At 38.5% G+C, this 16263-nt stretch carries 16 protein-coding genes and 3 other annotated features; of the genes, 3 read left to right on the top strand and 13 right to left on the bottom strand.

All coding sequences use genetic code 11. The features are described 5' to 3' along the window. Positions 1-33: 33 nt before the first annotated feature. Together A2U94_RS00200 and A2U94_RS00195 are read right to left on the bottom strand one after the other, a co-directional pair. Positions 34-375 (bottom strand): hypothetical protein, encoded by a 342-nt coding sequence (locus tag A2U94_RS00200; RefSeq protein WP_025911349.1) that lies wholly within the window; start codon positions 373-375, stop codon positions 34-36. 155 nt (positions 376-530) lie between these two features. Then, positions 531-947: a CBS domain-containing protein gene (locus A2U94_RS00195; protein ID WP_025911347.1), complete on the bottom strand. Its 417-nt coding sequence runs from the start codon at positions 945-947 to the stop codon at positions 531-533. 282 nt (positions 948-1229) lie between these two features. On the opposite strand from A2U94_RS00195, the gene A2U94_RS20490 reads away from it, so the two are divergent. Beyond that, positions 1230-1334, top strand: coding sequence for a YjcZ family sporulation protein (locus A2U94_RS20490; RefSeq protein WP_076512409.1), 105 nt, complete (start codon positions 1230-1232; stop codon positions 1332-1334). A 165-nt stretch (positions 1335-1499) separates the two neighbouring features. Here A2U94_RS20490 and A2U94_RS00190 read toward each other — a convergent pair whose 3' ends face one another. Then, a complete protein-coding gene (locus tag A2U94_RS00190; RefSeq protein WP_025911346.1) occupies positions 1500-2492 on the bottom strand; it encodes an extracellular catalytic domain type 1 short-chain-length polyhydroxyalkanoate depolymerase in 993 nt (330 codons plus the stop codon). Between the two features lie 408 nt (positions 2493-2900). On the opposite strand from A2U94_RS00190, the gene A2U94_RS21015 reads away from it, so the two are divergent. Next, entirely contained in the window at positions 2901-3038 is a 138-nt protein-coding gene (locus tag A2U94_RS21015; protein ID WP_153301150.1) for a hypothetical protein, read from the top strand. Between the two features lie 196 nt (positions 3039-3234). Beyond that, the gene (locus A2U94_RS00185; protein ID WP_175384184.1) at positions 3235-4743 is read left to right on the top strand and encodes an FAD-dependent oxidoreductase; all 1509 of its coding nucleotides are present in this window, start codon (positions 3235-3237) and stop codon (positions 4741-4743) included. Positions 4744-5110: 367 nt separating this feature from the next. Here the strand turns inward: A2U94_RS00185 and aroA are convergent, their stop codons facing one another. From aroA to A2U94_RS22070, 10 genes are all read right to left on the bottom strand, one after another. Continuing rightward, complete coding sequence (aroA, locus tag A2U94_RS00175; protein ID WP_025911344.1) at positions 5111-6388, bottom strand: 3-phosphoshikimate 1-carboxyvinyltransferase; 1278 nt, start codon at positions 6386-6388, stop codon at positions 5111-5113. 22 nt (positions 6389-6410) lie between these two features. Then, positions 6411-7268 (bottom strand): prephenate dehydrogenase, encoded by an 858-nt coding sequence (locus A2U94_RS00170; protein ID WP_025911342.1) that lies wholly within the window; start codon positions 7266-7268, stop codon positions 6411-6413. Positions 7269-7288: 20 nt separating this feature from the next. Beyond that, complete coding sequence (gene aroC / locus A2U94_RS00165) at positions 7289-8455, bottom strand: chorismate synthase (RefSeq protein ID WP_025911340.1); 1167 nt, start codon at positions 8453-8455, stop codon at positions 7289-7291. Positions 8456-8523: 68 nt separating this feature from the next. Beyond that, positions 8524-8728 (bottom strand) — a binding site (T-box leader). A gap of 6 nt (positions 8729-8734) precedes the next feature. Then, complete coding sequence (locus A2U94_RS00160) at positions 8735-9808, bottom strand: bifunctional 3-deoxy-7-phosphoheptulonate synthase/chorismate mutase (RefSeq protein ID WP_025911338.1); 1074 nt, start codon at positions 9806-9808, stop codon at positions 8735-8737. 91 nt (positions 9809-9899) lie between these two features. Continuing rightward, positions 9900-10104 (bottom strand) — a binding site (T-box leader). A 69-nt stretch (positions 10105-10173) separates the two neighbouring features. Further along, positions 10174-10378, bottom strand: a binding site (T-box leader). 265 nt (positions 10379-10643) lie between these two features. Beyond that, positions 10644-11174 carry a chromate transporter gene (locus A2U94_RS00155; RefSeq protein WP_025911336.1) on the bottom strand — a complete coding sequence of 177 codons (531 nt, stop codon included), beginning with the start codon at positions 11172-11174 and terminating at the stop codon, positions 10644-10646. Continuing rightward, positions 11171-11749, bottom strand: a complete 579-nt coding sequence (locus A2U94_RS00150) for a chromate transporter (RefSeq protein ID WP_025911334.1) — start codon at positions 11747-11749, stop codon at positions 11171-11173. The genes A2U94_RS00155 and A2U94_RS00150 overlap by 4 nt, the downstream gene beginning before the upstream one ends. Before the next feature lie 33 nt (positions 11750-11782). Further along, a complete protein-coding gene (locus A2U94_RS00145) occupies positions 11783-13396 on the bottom strand; it encodes a gamma-glutamyltransferase family protein (protein ID WP_025911333.1) in 1614 nt (537 codons plus the stop codon). A gap of 28 nt (positions 13397-13424) precedes the next feature. Then, the gene (locus A2U94_RS00140; protein ID WP_025911331.1) at positions 13425-14666 is read right to left on the bottom strand and encodes a pyridoxal-phosphate-dependent aminotransferase family protein; all 1242 of its coding nucleotides are present in this window, start codon (positions 14664-14666) and stop codon (positions 13425-13427) included. A 12-nt stretch (positions 14667-14678) separates the two neighbouring features. Next, entirely contained in the window at positions 14679-15929 is a 1251-nt protein-coding gene (gene allC, locus A2U94_RS00135) for an allantoate deiminase (protein ID WP_025911329.1), read from the bottom strand. Positions 15930-16022: 93 nt separating this feature from the next. After that, complete coding sequence (locus A2U94_RS22070; RefSeq protein ID WP_258954101.1) at positions 16023-16256, bottom strand: hypothetical protein; 234 nt, start codon at positions 16254-16256, stop codon at positions 16023-16025. Positions 16257-16263 lie beyond the last annotated feature (7 nt).

The following is a 16263-nucleotide window of genomic DNA, read 5'->3' as shown; positions in this document are numbered from 1 at the left end:
AAAAAACCTTACCCGATGTAAGGTTTTACACTCTTAATATAGTAGGCGATTCCAGTTATCTCCCTTTTTCTTATGATGCGTACTTTTTTCATCATGCTGTTTTTTTTCTTTTCGATCCTGTCTTTCCGCTCTACGCTCATCACGAAGGCGATGTCTTTCTGCACGTTCTTCCTTCTTTTTGCAGTGCCCTTTTTCTCTTTCTACTCGCTCTTCCTTCTTTTTACAGTTCCCTTTTTCTACACGACATTCCGCTTTGGCATAATCTTCTTCTTTGCGTTTGCATCTTCTTTTCTTACATTTAGCTTCTGCTTTAAAGTAGTATTGATTTGATTGATGAAACTTTTTTTCTGCTTCTTTACGATGTTTTTCTGTCATATAAATTCACCTTTCAACATAGAATATTTTATTTATAGTAATAAACTATGTACAATCCTATAAGTACGTGCATTGTTGCAATTAAGTAACTGCGCCTTTTTTTATATTTCTTCTAAAAAAAAGCCTTTACATCGTTTTGGATGTAAAGGCTTTTTTCACTTAATCATACGTTTAATTATATTATCTGAATAAAACTCTAATATTTCTCTTCTACGAATAATACCGATAAAGACTCCTTGATCATCAACAACAGGTACAAAATTTTGCTCGATTGCCTTTGTAATAATCCCATCAATTTCTCCATAAATTGGAATTGGTTGATAATCTTGATAACGATCAACCTCTGTTACCTTAATATTTTCCATATCTTGAAAGCGATAATCTCCTAGACTTTTTAACTTCCAAAGCAAGTCCCCTTCAGTTAAAACACCAACGTATTTACCTTCATCATCTACCAAAGGTACCGTAGAATAGCGATGGTGCTCCATCTTCTCAAGCGCCTGCCTTAAGGTTGATTGAATATTAAGGGTTACTACTTCTTGTTTTGGAATCAAAAAAAATGCCAAATTCATTTTTTACTCTCCTTTTTCCCCACTAAACGTCCTTCTTATCTGTTTACTTTTCTTGTTATTTATTTCGAACAGTAACAAATTATAATTAGTATATACATGTTTACACGTTTTCTTCATTACTATTCCCTAACAAGCATATCATCAATCTTAAATTACACATTTTATTCACTCTAATCGAGAAATTACATAAGTTCGCACATTTAGTATTCCCGCCTATTATCGTCACCTTTTCAAGCGTCTTGCGTACAATAAAAGTGTAATATAAGGAAGGAGGCGTTACGAATGGGTTCTTATGGCGGTTACAATGGTGGTTTTGCATTTTTAGTCGTACTATTCATTCTTTTAGTTATCGTAGGTTGCAGTTGCTATGGTGGCTGGGGATACTAATGAATAAGTGGAGAGCTGACTCGTCAGCTCTTCTTCCTTTATATTACATATTCTTTACACACCTGAATATTCCTGCTATACAAGGCTATTTATCATAAGTAAATGTCTTGATATCATAGTAGAAAGCTCAGTATATGAACCGGACTGAGCTTTTTATTTATTAGTTTATACACGAAAAGCATTTCCGTTTTTCATAAAAAACTCCCACATAATCCTACTTGAATCAGGGCCTTTTTCATCCGTATAGCTTCCTTCTGCGCTTCCGCCAGACCACGCGTGTCCCATACCATTTACAGTGTATTGATCGATTGAAATTTCTCCTTTGGGGCTTGCATATTGAGCATAAGTAAAATCTCTTCCAAACTGCCTTTTTTCTTCTCTAACCACTTTAGGCTTATGGTCAATCCACCCTTCAACCTTTCCATCAAACGCTAAATTATTCGTAGTAATCCACTGTTCTACGACTTGATCTGCATTTAAAACATTTACCGTAGAGTCCGCATTTCCATGAAACACAATCACCGGCATCGGCTTAGCTCGCTTACCCATTACCTGATGTGCAACTCTACCTTGTCTCACAGGTGGAGGACCTTGATTCGCCATTGCTGCGTACGCATTAAATACATTTAATGCTGCCTGATACTCAAGTCCAGCCGCCACGCCGATTCCAGAAAATAATTCAGGATACGTAACGCCCATAACGATGCTCATTGCTCCGCCAGCAGATAGCCCTGCAATAAACACTTTGTCGTGTTGAATAAAGTGCATACGCTTTACTTTTTTAACCATCCCAGCAATAATAGCAGGCTCTCCCAAACCTCTCAGTTGATGAAGAGGCTCAAACCAGTTCCAGCACTTCTTTAAATTTGCATTACTTGATTGCTGAGGATAGATAACGATAAATCCTTTTTCATCTGCAAGTGTGTTCATGTTTGTTCCTTTTGCGAAATCGCCTGCGCTCTGTGTACAACCGTGCAGCATAACCATAAGAGGATACGTTTTCAAGAAATAATAATTTTTAGGCAAATAAACTTTAAATTTCTTTCCTTGATAAGTATATGTTTTAAACGTACCACCAGATTGTGTTGAGAATTCCTGATCGTGATCTAAAGAGAGAAGTAACAAAGCCATAATAACAAAAGGTAGTGAGCCTGTCATAACATTCCACCTCTTTTTGTCAACGTTTTCATTTTTCTGTTTACACCTATATGTGAAAATTGTCACTAGAAGATGATAAAAGGACAAACAAATCGTTTGCCCAGTTATAATTAAACGAATAAGAACGTCGTCAGTGTACTTATTCTATACCCCGTTAGCTAGTCTTGAACACATTAATGTTCATATACTTCTATTCTATGAACGTTTTTTGACAAATATCATTTTTATTATGATAAACAAACAATGGTTAACGTAACACCGGCTCCAGTAGTCAATACGGCTGCACCAAGTAAACCAAATAACTGTAGTGAAATTGTCGAGCCTGCTGCTAAAGTGACGATACTTTATCCCTTATAGTTTAGTAAACTAACCAAACCTCCTACAACCATGGATGGGACTGCTACACCATTGGTTACAATCCGTGCTGTCGCTAATAAGCCTGCATTAGACTGCTGTTTGTTAAGCATTCATCAACTAGTTGATGAAATTATTATTATCGATACGGGTTCTGTTGATGATACAGTCAAAATTAATGTACGGATTTAATCCCTACACACGCTAGCACTTTATATAATGAACACTATTTTAAGCAACGAAAATCTTTGATATAGACTGAGCTTAGAGGACAACGCTAAGCTCTTTAATGATTTATAGACATATTCACGACCTTATTTGGAAACATTATGCATATACAACGAAAAAGGTGGAGATAGTGTTGGATATTCCCAAAAAGGCACAGCCGATGTGGAGAGAAGAAGTTAAACTCCCAAAAGGCAGTACATTACAGGAAAATCGCAAAGTAGATGTGGTAGTAGTTGGTGGTGGAATTACTGGAATTACAACGGCTTATTTGTTGCAGAACGAAGGGCTAAACGTGGCACTTCTAGAAGCTAATGAAATTTTAAATGGGACAACTGGTCATACAACAGCCAAAATTACTGCTCAGCATGACGTTATTTATGATGAACTAATTGGACATATTGGCGTTGAGCAAGCAAAGCTTTATTATGAAGCAAATGATAACGCTCTACACTTTATGAAAGATCTAATCGAAAAAGAAAACATTGATTGCCAATTCTCAACGCAAGACGCTTACTTGTATGGTGCTACACTAGAATTTGATCATCGGATACATAAAGAATTTCGTGCGTATGAAAAACTTAACATTCCATGCGATTTTAAAACATCGCTTCCGTTTCAGTTTGATATTCGCGCTGCAGCTATTATGAAAAATCAAGCTCAATTTCATCCTCTCCAATATTTAACTCACCTTGCCAAACAGTTTTTGGAAAAGGGCGGAGTGATTTTTGAAAATACCGTAGCAAATGATATTGAAGAAGGTACATCCCCTACTGTCATTACGAGGGATGGCCACCGAATATCCTGTCAGCATGTTGCAATTTGTACACATTTTCCTTTTTATGATGGAGCAGGGTTTTTTTATACTCGAATGTACGCCAAGCGCTCTTACGTATTAGCGGCAAAAACAAAACAAAAATTTCCGGGAGGTATGTACTTAGGAGCAGACCAACCAACACACTCGCTGCGCTCAGCTACTTTAAATGGGGAGGAAGTAGTGTTAATTGGTGGTGAAGGTCATAAAGTAGGACAAGGAATCAATACAGAATACCACTATCAATCGTTACAGCGATTTGCAGAAGAAAACTTTAACGTTCTTTCCTATCCCTATCGATGGTCAGCTCAAGATCTTATTACCATTGACAAGATCCCTTATATTGGTAAATTGAAAGAAAGCAAAGAAAACATCTTTATTGCAACAGGATTTAAAAAATGGGGAATGACGCACGGAACGGTAGCCGCACAGCTTATTACAGACCTTATTATGCAACGGAAGAATCCGTATGAAGAAGTATATAAGCCTTCTCGTTTTCATGCTGATCCAAGTATCCGCTACTTCTTACGTCAAAATTTAGATGTTGCAGATCATTTTATTCGTGGAAAGCTTGATTTGCCTAAAAAGTCCGTTGAACAACTAGAAAAAGGAGAAGGAAATATCATTTATGTAAACAGTAAACGAGCAGGAGCCTACAAAGATGAAGGTGGAAAAATCCATTGTGTTGACACTACTTGTACACATTTAGGCTGTGAAGTGAACTGGAATGCTGGAGATAGCACATGGGACTGTCCATGTCATGGATCCCGCTTTTCTTATGATGGCACGGTCTTAGAGGGTCCAGCTAAAACGCCGCTAAAAACGATTAATCTAAACGACGAAGAAAGCACACAATAATGTGTGCTTTCTTTATGCTTCTTTTCGAAAGAATCGATTATAGACTAAAATCATTGCGTACATCATTAAAAAGGAAGAGGTAAAAAAAACAAGCTTTCCCCAAACTGGGATATGATTAAAATAGCTTGTTTCATAAAACAAAACAAAAAAGCTAAATGGCAACAAAAACAATAGCCAAATAAAATCTCTATCCTTTAAAACTTTTAGAAAGAATAAAATCCCTCCGATATAGACAAACATTAAAAACATTGTAATTCACCAAATTCTCTTTCGTACTTTCTTCCATTATATAAGATAGTTAAAAGAAAACCTAGGTATATTCAAGTTAAATATGAAATACCGATCTTTTCACCTAGTTTTTAATCGATTATTTACTTCCTTTAAGTTTATCTAGATGAGCAAAGAATGATGGGTATGATACCGATACAGCTTCGCGGTTTTTAATGATTGTTTCACCTTCTGCAATACAAGAAGCAACTGCTAGCATCATGCCAATACGGTGATCTCCATGACTATTTACGCTTGCACCATGAAGCGGCGTTCCTCCATGAATAATCATTCCATCTTCTGTTGCTTCAATATTAGCACCCATTTTATTTAGCTCATTAACGACTGTGTCAATTCGATTTGTTTCTTTCACTTTTAATTCAGCTGCATCTTTAATAACTGTCGTTCCTTGAGCCTGAGTTGCAGCCAGCGCGATAATTGGAATTTCATCAATTAAACGAGGAATGAGATCGCCTCCTACTTCAGTGCCTTTTAAAGGTGCTGACTTTACAACTAAATCTGCAAAAGGTTCTGCTACATCTGTCTTTAAATTCTTTTCTTCAATAGATGCACCCATATTAAGTAATACATCTAAAATTCCTGTGCGAGTTGGGTTCATACCAACCTTTTTTAATTCAATTTGACTGTTTGAAATAATAGACCCTGCTACTAAGAAAAACGCAGCCGATGAAATATCTCCGGGCACTTCAATATGTGTACCCGTTAACGTTTGTCCACCTTCAATTGAAACAGATAATCCTTCTTCTTTCACTTGAACACCAAAAGCTTCTAGCATTCGCTCAGTATGATCTCGCGACTTTTCTGGCTCAATAACCGTTGTAACGCCTTCGGCTTGTAGCCCAGCTAATAAAATCGCTGACTTTACCTGCGCACTAGCTACCGGAGATTTATATGTAATTCCTTTTACATTTCCACCTCTTAAAGAAAGAGGAGTAAAGTTGCCTTCTTCACGTCCATCTAATTGAATTCCCATGCTACGTAAAGGGTCTGTCACTCGCTTCATGGGACGTTTTGCAATAGACTCATCTCCTATCAGCGTATGATGATGTGCCGTATTTGATAAAATCCCCATTATTAAACGAATTGTTGTTCCTGAATTTCCAACGTCCAATACTTCAGTCGGCTCTTGTAGCCCTTGAATGCCACGACCTTTTACAATAACTGTTTCTTCATTCACAACTTCAATTTCTACGCCTAATTTACGAAAGCAAGAAATAGTGCTAAGGCAATCATCACCTGGTAGGAATCCTGAGATGGTTGTTGTTCCTTCTGCAATTGATCCAAACATTACCGATCTGTGCGAAATCGATTTATCACCTGGAACTTGAATTACCCCGTTTAATCCTTGAAGTGTCATATTCATTCTCCTTTATAATAATTTATACGTGCAGGGAATCTCTGAATTGTTTAGCATCTGAAAAGTAATGAAACAATTCATGACTATCTCCCTTTTCGAGCAAGTTCTTCACTTGCTCCATTTCTTTCATCCAATCATCTAAAAGTGCTAACAGCGTGTAGCGATTTTGTTTTAGAATATCTCTCCACATATGCGGGCTACTTGATGCGATCCGAGTAAGGTCTCGAAAGCCTCCCGCTGCCATCTCAGTAATAAGCGTATTCTTTGCTGAGTATCCTTTCACTTGACGAACAAGACTGGTGGCAATTACATGAGGCAAATGACTGATAACCCCTGTTACTTGGTCATGTGTAATCGCATCTATAAAGACAAAGTGAGCTTGTGTCGGCGCAAGTAAATGCATAAGCGCATCTATCTTTTGTGGATTTTCGTCTTCAAAAGGGGTTAACATATAGCGAGCTTCATAAAATAGATCTGCTCGTGCATTACTTGCACCACTTTGGTGAGAACCAGCCATTGGGTGTCCGCCAATGAACGTTACTCCTTTTTCTTTTAACAAAAATGCCGTTTCCATTACTGCTACTTTAGTACTTCCAACATCTGTTATAACAACATTTTGTTGCAATGTCCACTTTGAAAGAACGTGTATCCAATTAGCTGTCTCTTCTACCGGCGTTGCTAAAATAATATAATCTGCCATTTCAGCTTCTTTTTTTACATCATCTGCTTGTTCGTCAATGACTGCGTGTGCCATTGCCACACGCATTTCTTCTATATTAATATCTGCTCCCACAATATGCACGTTTTCATTTTTTTTAATAGAAAGTGCCAGTGAACCTCCGATAAGACCAACACCAATCAGTAATACACGTTTTTTCACCTTTCATTCTCCTTTATATGTTAAAATTGCGCTGCATGCTTTCGATGCTCATTAATGTTTTGTTGCAGCAAATCAATGCGGTCTGAACCAAATTGTTCAATAATAGCCGAAGCTAATTCCCATGCAATAACTGATTCAGCTACAACAGCTGCTGCTGGAACTGCACAGCTATCAGAGCGTTCAATACTAGCTGCAAACGGTTCTTTTGTATCAATATCTACGCTTTGAAGCGGTTTATATAACGTTGGGATTGGCTTCATTACGCCTCGCACAACGATTGGCATTCCAGTAGTCATACCACCTTCTAATCCGCCTGCATTGTTTGTTTTACGCGTGTAACCTTGCTCTTCACTCCATAAAATTTCATCGTGCACTTCACTTCCTGGCTTACGTGCTGCTTCGAATCCAACACCAATCTCTACACCCTTAAAAGCATTTATGCTCATAATCGCCGCTGCAAGCTTTGAATCTAGCTTGCGATCGTAGTGTACATAGCTTCCAACCGCTGTTGGCATCCCTTCTACGACTACTTCTACTACACCGCCAATGCTATCACCGTTTTCTTTGGCTTCATCAATTGCTTTCATCATCTTTTGTCCAGCTTCTTCATCCAAGCAACGCACGGGAGATGCTTCCGTTTTTTCTTGAAGTTCCGCTAAGGATTGGTATGATGTCTGCTCTGCTTTGACACCGCCAATTTCTAGAACATGACATGCAATATTGACACCAACAGCTTTTAAAATTTGCTTTGCAACAGCTCCGGTTGCAACACGAACTGTTGTTTCACGAGCAGATGAACGTTCTAAAACGTTTCTCATGTCACGATGTCCGTATTTAATTGCACCGTTTAAATCTGCATGACCTGGTCTTGGCTTTGTAATTTGACGCTTCACTTCTGCATCTTCATCCACAGGGTCAGCTCCCATGATATTTCTCCAATGCGTAAAATCTTTGTTTTCTACTACGAGTGCCACTGGTGAACCTAAAGTAGCCCCATGTCTTACTCCACCTACAATTTGTACACGGTCTGTTTCAATTTGCATGCGACGACCACGACCATGACCTTTTTGTCTTCTAGCTAAATCTTCATTAATATGTTCTGCCGTTAATTCAAGCCCCGCTGGTACCCCTTCAACAATTGCTGTTAATTGTGGACCATGTGACTCTCCTGCTGTTAAATATCTCATCGTTTCCATCCTCCAATTTGTAAAATTCAATCTTTTCACCTAATAAAATAAGCTCGCCCCTCTTTTAAGATAGGGACGAGCTTATTCTCGCGATACCACCCTAGTTGCAAGCTATTCGTACTTACCACCTTCATTGTTTAACGATCAGTCGACCGCTCTTTACAGAGTGCTCAAGGAGTGTATTTTGCTCACATCTTTGTACTGATTTACACCGTCCATCAGCTCTCTATAACAGGGAGATGCTTGCTACTAGAGTCCTCTCATTGCATCGCTATATAATTATGATAACTTAACTGCCGCACCTTTTAATTCTGCCATGAAGTCATGGAATTCAGGAATGTTCATTTGTTGTGCTGAATCTGATAATGCCACAGCTGGATCTGGATGAACTTCAGCCATAACTGCATCTGCACCAATCGCAATTGCAGCTTTTGCACAAGGTAATAATAAGTCTTTACGTCCAGTTGAATGCGTTACATCTACAACAACTGGTAAATGCGTTTCTTGTTTTAAGATTGGTACTGCTGAGATATCTAATGTGTTACGAGTTGCACGCTCGTATGTGCGGATACCACGCTCACAAAGGATGATGTTACCATTTCCACGAGACATAATGTACTCAGCAGCGTTAATGAACTCTTCAATTGTTGCAGCTAAGCCGCGTTTTAGTAGGATCGGTTTATCAACTGAACCTGCTGCTTTTAATAATTCAAAGTTTTGCATGTTACGTGCACCAATTTGAATTACATCTACGTACTCTAATGCTGTTTCAATATCTTGTGGTGAAACAATTTCACTGATAATTTGAAGACCTAACTCATCTCCAACTTTACGTAAGATTTGCAAACCTTCTACACCTAAACCTTGGAAATCATATGGTGATGTACGAGGCTTAAATGCTCCTCCACGCATTAGCGTAATGCCTTGTTCTTTTAGAGCTAAGCCAACTTGTTTTACTTGCTCGTAGCTTTCTACTGCACATGGTCCCATAACGAACTGTAAGTTTCCATCTCCAACTTTCGTTCCGTTTACATCGACTACTGTATCGTCAGATTTCTTTTTACGAGATACAAGAAGCGCTTTTCTATGATCATCTTCTTGAAGCTCTAAGCTTGCCTTGAAAATTTCTTTAAAAATATGTTGAACTGTTGATGCTTCAAATGGTCCGTTATGGTTTGCTAAAATGTGATTTAATGATTCACGCTCACGAACTGGATCAAAACGTTTTACACCTTGTGTACCTTTTAGTTCACCAATTTCTTTTGCAATCTCACCACGTTTATTTAATAATTCTAAAATTTCTAAATTTAATTGATCGATTTGTCCACGTAATTGCTCTAAAGTTTTTGTCATTGTTAAGACCCTCCTAGATTTTGTATGTTTTTATAGTATCTTACATGTCCGCTGAGTGCGGAATATACAAAAAGTCCCTACTGATTGTGTCAGTAGGGACGAATTGATCGCGGTACCACCCTAATTGCAAGCATTTGCTTGCCTCTTCATTACGATAACGGCTATGCCGCTTTTGCTATGCAAAAGTAAGCTCCAAGAATGTAATTCACAACTAGTTTGTGTTCTGACTCGCACCGACCGTCAGCTCTCTGAAACAGGGAAACATGTTGCTACTATGCTCTTTTCATCGCTTGTTTAATTATTTAATTTTCTATAGGGCGGTAAATACAAAAAGTCCCTACTGATCTCACCCTTAAGGTAAGGTCAGTAGGGACGAATTAATCGCGGTACCACCCTAGTTGCAAGCATTTGCTTGCCTCTTCATTACGATAACGGCTATGCCGTCTTTTCCTACTCAGAAAAGATGCTCAAGGAATGTACTTCGAAGGGTTTGTGTTCTGACTCGCACCGACCGTCAGCTCTCTGAAACAGGGAAACCTTTTCTACTATTGCTCCTATCAACGCTCAATATTGACTATGTATGTGTGTTTAAACGTTTGTTTTAACGTTTAAATGATGTTGTGTGATGTTGATTTGTATTATGAATGGTTTTACCTAAATCGTCAATACTTTTTTAGGTTTTTTTTTAAAATCTTTTACAAACTTTTTCCATAGACTTCCTTAAAACGTTGAATTATAAGCATATAAAACGTTTTCAATTAACTTCATTTTTTTATAAATAATACTGATTTTTATTATTTTCACACAAAAAAAGGCCTCATACTCGAGGTCTTTTTTAAGCAAGAAAAATAGCACCGTAAGCAAGAGCACCTACAATAACAATCGCTGGATGAACACGTAATCTCTCCATCAGTACAAAGCTCGTAACAATTAAAAATAACGTCTGCCATACCCCTGAATCCACATAAGAGCTTGCAAAGAAATCATAAGCCATAACTCCAAGTAGAACAGCAATAACAGGGCGAATAAAGTTTGTCATTTTCTTCACGTTTGGTGAATCTTTATACTTATATAAGATCCGTAATAAGACAACTAGAAGTATGACAGAAGGAGCAATTGTAGCTAGTAATGAAACAAACGCCCCCAGGATACCTGCTTCTTGATAGCCAATAAAACCTGCCATTTTTGTTGCGATTGGACCCGGTAGCGCATTACCAATTGCCAACATTTCACTAAACTCATTAACCGTTAACCACCCGTAGCGGTCAACTACTTCTTTTTGAATTAATGGAATTGAGGCTGGTCCCCCTCCATAACCTAAAATATTTGATACAAAAAAAGCCATAAACAATTGCCAATAAATCATACAGTTTCCCTCTTTTGTTCCTGAACTTCTTTTTCTTTTTGCTTTCTTTTAACGGGAATCCACGCTGCAACCATTAGTAAAATAATAATAATTGCTGGATGAATATGAATAAACTCCATCAGTACCAAACTTACAAATGCCAGTAAAATAGCTTTTGTCCAACCTAATCCACCAGTAGATTTTTTCAAGAAATCCCACGTCATAACAGCTAACATAACCCCAACTACAGGTACAACAGCTTTAGTCATTCCGATTACCCATGCCTGGTCTTTAAACTGCGTAAGGGTTGTCAAAAGGAGAACCATAAGCAAGACAGTTGGTGCTACTGCCGCAATTAATGCGTTAATCATCCCTATCACTCCGCCAACCCGATACCCAATATATCCGGCTAGCTTTGTTGCAATAGGACCTGGTAGCGTATTAGCAATTGCTAATACGTCACCAAACTCATCGCTATCCATCCACTTGTATGTATCAACAACCTCTTTTTTAACAAGTGGTATAGCGGACGGCCCACCTCCGTAACCAAGCATACCTGAGCGAAAAAACGCGATAAAAATATGTAATTGCTGCATTTTATACGCTCCTTTCTTTGTTGTAATCTCTCCTTAATACGTTAGAACAGCCCCATCTGTTCGAGGCTCTGTTCCTCCAAACAATACCCCTGTTTGAGGATCTCTGCGAATAATTTGTCCACGACCAAACGAATGACGACTTGTTGCCACTTGAACATCATGACCTTTTCTCTCTAACGCTTCCACAATATAACTTGGCATATCTTTTTCTACAAGAACTGTTTTATCATTAATCCATTGCCACCTTGGTGCATCTAGTGCCGCTTGAGGATTTAAATCAAAATCAACCATATTCATAATGACTTGAACATGACCTTGAGGCTGCATGAACGCTCCCATTACACCAAATGGTCCAACCGCTTGATTACCTTTTGTTAAAAAGCCTGGGATAATAGTATGATATGTTCTTTTACCTGGCTCTAGTCGATTATCGTGACTCTCATCGAGTGAAAAATTGTGTCCGCGGTTTTGAAGAGCAATGCCTGTTCCTGGAACAACTACTCCTGATCCAAAGCCTTTATAGTTGCTTTGAATAAAAGAAACCATATTCCCTTCATCATCAGCCGTTGCTAAATAAACGGTTCCACTGTGAAGTGGTTGACCAGCTTCTGGTAGCCTTGCATCGTCACCGATTAAAGCTCGACGTGCATCAGCATATTCATCGTGTAACAGATCTTCTATAGCCACCTTCATATGCTTAGAATCAGTAATAAATTTCTTTCCATCTGCAAAAGCTAGTTTCATCGCTTCAATTTGCTTATGGTACGTATCCACTGAATCTTTAGTTTTAAACTCATAACCTTTTAAGGTATTTAGTGCTAAAAGAGCAATTAAGCCTTGACCGTTAGGCGGAATCTCCCAAACATCATAGCCTCTATAAGACACCGAAATTGGCTTAACCCATTCAGGTTGAAAAGCTGCCAAATCTTCTTTTCGAATAAAGCCTCCATGAGCTTTAGAAAACGCATCAATTTTTTCAGCAATTCTTCCTCGATAAAATGATTCAGCTTCTGTTTCCGCAATCTCAATAAGCGTATCTGCATGATCACTTGATGACCACACTTCACCAATTTTTGGCGATTTTCCATTTATTCCAAATGTTTCAAACCAGCCAGCAAACTCTTCCCCTTTTAATTCGCCTTTAAACTTCTCGTATGCAACATTCCAATTGTAACCTAAAATCGGAGAGATAGGGAACCCCTCTTGAGCATATGTAATTGCAGGTTGCAGTACTTCTGTTAAAGGAAGCTTTCCAAATCGTTTTGATAATGCAGCCCAGGCACTAGGTGCACCAGGAACTGTTACAGGTGTTAAGCCATACTCGGGCATTTCTTCTGTTATACCTCTCTCTTTTAAAGCTTCTATTGAAAGCTTTTTAGGAGCAGGTCCGCTAGCATTTAAGCCGTGCAGTTCATCATTTATCCAAACAAGAGCAAACGCATCTCCTCCAATGCCATTTGACGTCGGCTCGACTACTGTTAAGCACGCTGCTGTTGCAATTGCCGCATCAACTGCGTTACCTCCTTTTTTTAGCATATCTAAACCTGCCTGCGCTGCTAAAGGTTGACTTGTTGCAACCATTCCATTTTTTCCAAATGTACACATTCTTTGCGAACCGTATGGATGCGTTAAAAAAAATTCATTCATTTCTCCCACTCCCCAACATGATCTATTTCTACACATGAACCAATTCACTATCATAAACATCTAAAGCAGCTTGTAAGGCTTTCCCTGCATTTATTAAAGTTCCTTTTCTTAACAAGGTTGCCTCAAGCCCGGCCAGCGTATATAAAACGTTATCCTGTCGACAGCTATATCCCATCGTACCAATTCTCCAAATCTTACCGTGAAGCGGACCAAACGAGCTTGCTATTTCAATTCCAAATTGATCAAGTAGCGTACTGCGAACGTCTTCTCCATTAATGCCGCTTGGAATAATAACGCACGTCACGGTTGTTAACTTTGAAGCCTCATTGCCAAATAACGATAACCCCATTGCTTTAATACCTGCAACAAGTGCTTTTTCATGTAATTTATGACGAGCAAACCGTATATCTAAACCTTCTTCAAGTAAGATCCGAACTCCTTCATGAAGAGCATATAACATTGATGTTGCTTCCGTATGATGATTAAGGCGACGATCACTCCAGTAATCTTGTAATTGACTTAAATCAAAATAATTACTAATAATATTCGGTCGTGTTCGAACATTGTTATCTGCTTCTGTAGCAATTCCTTTCTCCACTTTTTTTCGTTGAGTAATATGATGCTCCACTCGTTCATTATAAGTAATCGGTGCCATCCCTGAAGGTACAGATATACACTTTTGTGTTCCAGCAATAAGTGCATCAATATACCAATCATCCACTTTAACATCTATACCCCCAATTGTTGCGACGGCATCAACAATAAATAAAGCATCGTTTTCTCGGCAAGCTTTCCCTATTTCTTTTAAGGACTGAACTCTACCTGTAGATGTTTCACCATGAACCATAGCTACTATTTTCGGATTGGTTCTCTTGATCTCACGAATAACTTGTTCTGGTTCAAACACGCTTCCCCATTCACATTCAATATTGTGGACAACTGCTCCGTATCGCTCAGAAATCTCTGTTAACAGGTGACCAAACCGTCCAAATATAGGTACAAATACCGTATCTCCTGGTTCAATAATGCTTGCTAACACTGCTTCAAGCCCAGCTCTTGAAGTTCCATCGATTGGGAATGCCCATTTATTTTTGGTTTGAAACAATTCTCTTAGCATCTCCATCGTTTCATTCATAATCGTTGTAAATGCAGGGTCGAACTGACCAAGGATTGGCGTTCCAAGCACCCTTAGCACCCTAGGGTCTGCTTCTACAGGTCCAGGTGTCATGATTGTTCTCGGTGGAGCATTTAGTATTTTTTTATTTATCATCTTAACATCCTCCTAATAGGCTAATTTGTAAAGTAACTCAATTAATACCTGAATTCCTTTCTCAAGCTGCTCAGCGCTTGTGTATTCTTTAGGTGAGTGACTAATTCCATTTTTACTTGGTACAAACAGTAAGCAAGTAGGTAATTTTGGTCCAAACACCTGTGAATCGTGACCAGCCCCGCTCACCATGCTCATATATGAAATGTTCTTTTCCTCGGAAATATTTTTAGAAATTTCAGATAAATTTTTATCCATTTGTACTGGTTTTTCATTCATCCACCGATTAATTTCTGTTGTTACACCTGCATTTATAGCAATTTCTCGTAGCATCACTTTTATCTCATGTTCAACTTTATCCAAGACACCATCTTCACCGTGTCTTATATCAATACTAAAGCTGACTTTTCCAGGTATAACATTTGGTACGTTAGGTGAAACATCTAACTTTCCTACCGTCATATACAGCTTCTCTTCGTATTTTTTGCTCATATCCAAGAGAGACGTAATGAAACGACAGCTTGCTGCTAAAGCGTCTTTACGGTGAGTCATCGGTGTTGTTCCAGCATGATTGCTCTCTCCTTGCACGGTTACTGTAAACCTTTTTTGTCCTGCAATACTTGATACAATTCCGATATCAAGCTGTTTTTTTTCAAGCTGCTCACCTTGCTCAATATGTAGCTCAATAAAATGTGAAATATCTTGTCTAAACGGCTTTTTATAGTGACCTTTTCCAAATTGGTATTGTTCCATTGCTTTCTTTAACGTAATATTTTCTCGATCTTTTATTTCTTGACTCATATTTTCATAGCTGTATAATCCAACAATGTGACCAGACCCCCAATAAGTTAAAGGAAATCGACTTCCTTCTTCCTCACAGAGAGACACTACTTCAATCGACCGCTTTGGCATTCCGTACGTTTTTCGTAAGTGCTCTACTGCTATAAGACCTGCGATAATTCCAAACGCTCCGTCATATTTGCCTCCATACACAACTGTATCCACATGTGATCCGACTAGAATGGTTTTTTGATTCTGTTCTATCCCCTCAAGTCTTCCATAAAGATTCCCCACATCATCATAGTAAGCAGTTAGTTGATTTTCTGTCATCTTCTCTTTTAATGCTTCTTGAGCAGCGTACCATTCTGTTGAATATAGTAAACGTGTAACACCTTTTCTAGTATCCGCTCCAAATTGAGAAAGCCACTGAAGGTCTTTTTCAACCTGTAAGCAGAGCTTCGATTTCCCCTTCATTTCAGCAACCATCTTTTCCACCTCTTTCTTTTCATTTTACGAAATCTAAAAGTTGTTTTCATTGACAAATCCTCCAAAAAAAAGGTGTTTTTTTGGATAATATAACTAAGACCAACCGATTAGGTTTGCCACGACTAACAGTATAGCCCCCGCGGTCATCGACAGCAGGAAAAGAGGAAGAATAAACTTTACCCAGCGGTTCCATCCTACTCCAGAAATCGCTGCAGCTGTAACCCCGTCATACCCCAACGAAAGCATAAGTGGCATAATCACTGGGACATATACAATTGCTAATTCAGGCGTTCCAATAAAGCATGCTATTAGTGCAAAAGTAAACATAAATACC

The sequence above is a fragment of the Bacillus sp. VT 712 genome, assembly GCF_001614195.1.
Classification (GTDB): Bacteria; Bacillota; Bacilli; order Bacillales; family Bacillaceae_H; genus Priestia; species Priestia flexa.
Note: the sequence above shows the minus strand (reverse complement) of the source record. Positions and strands in the feature narration are given on the sequence as shown.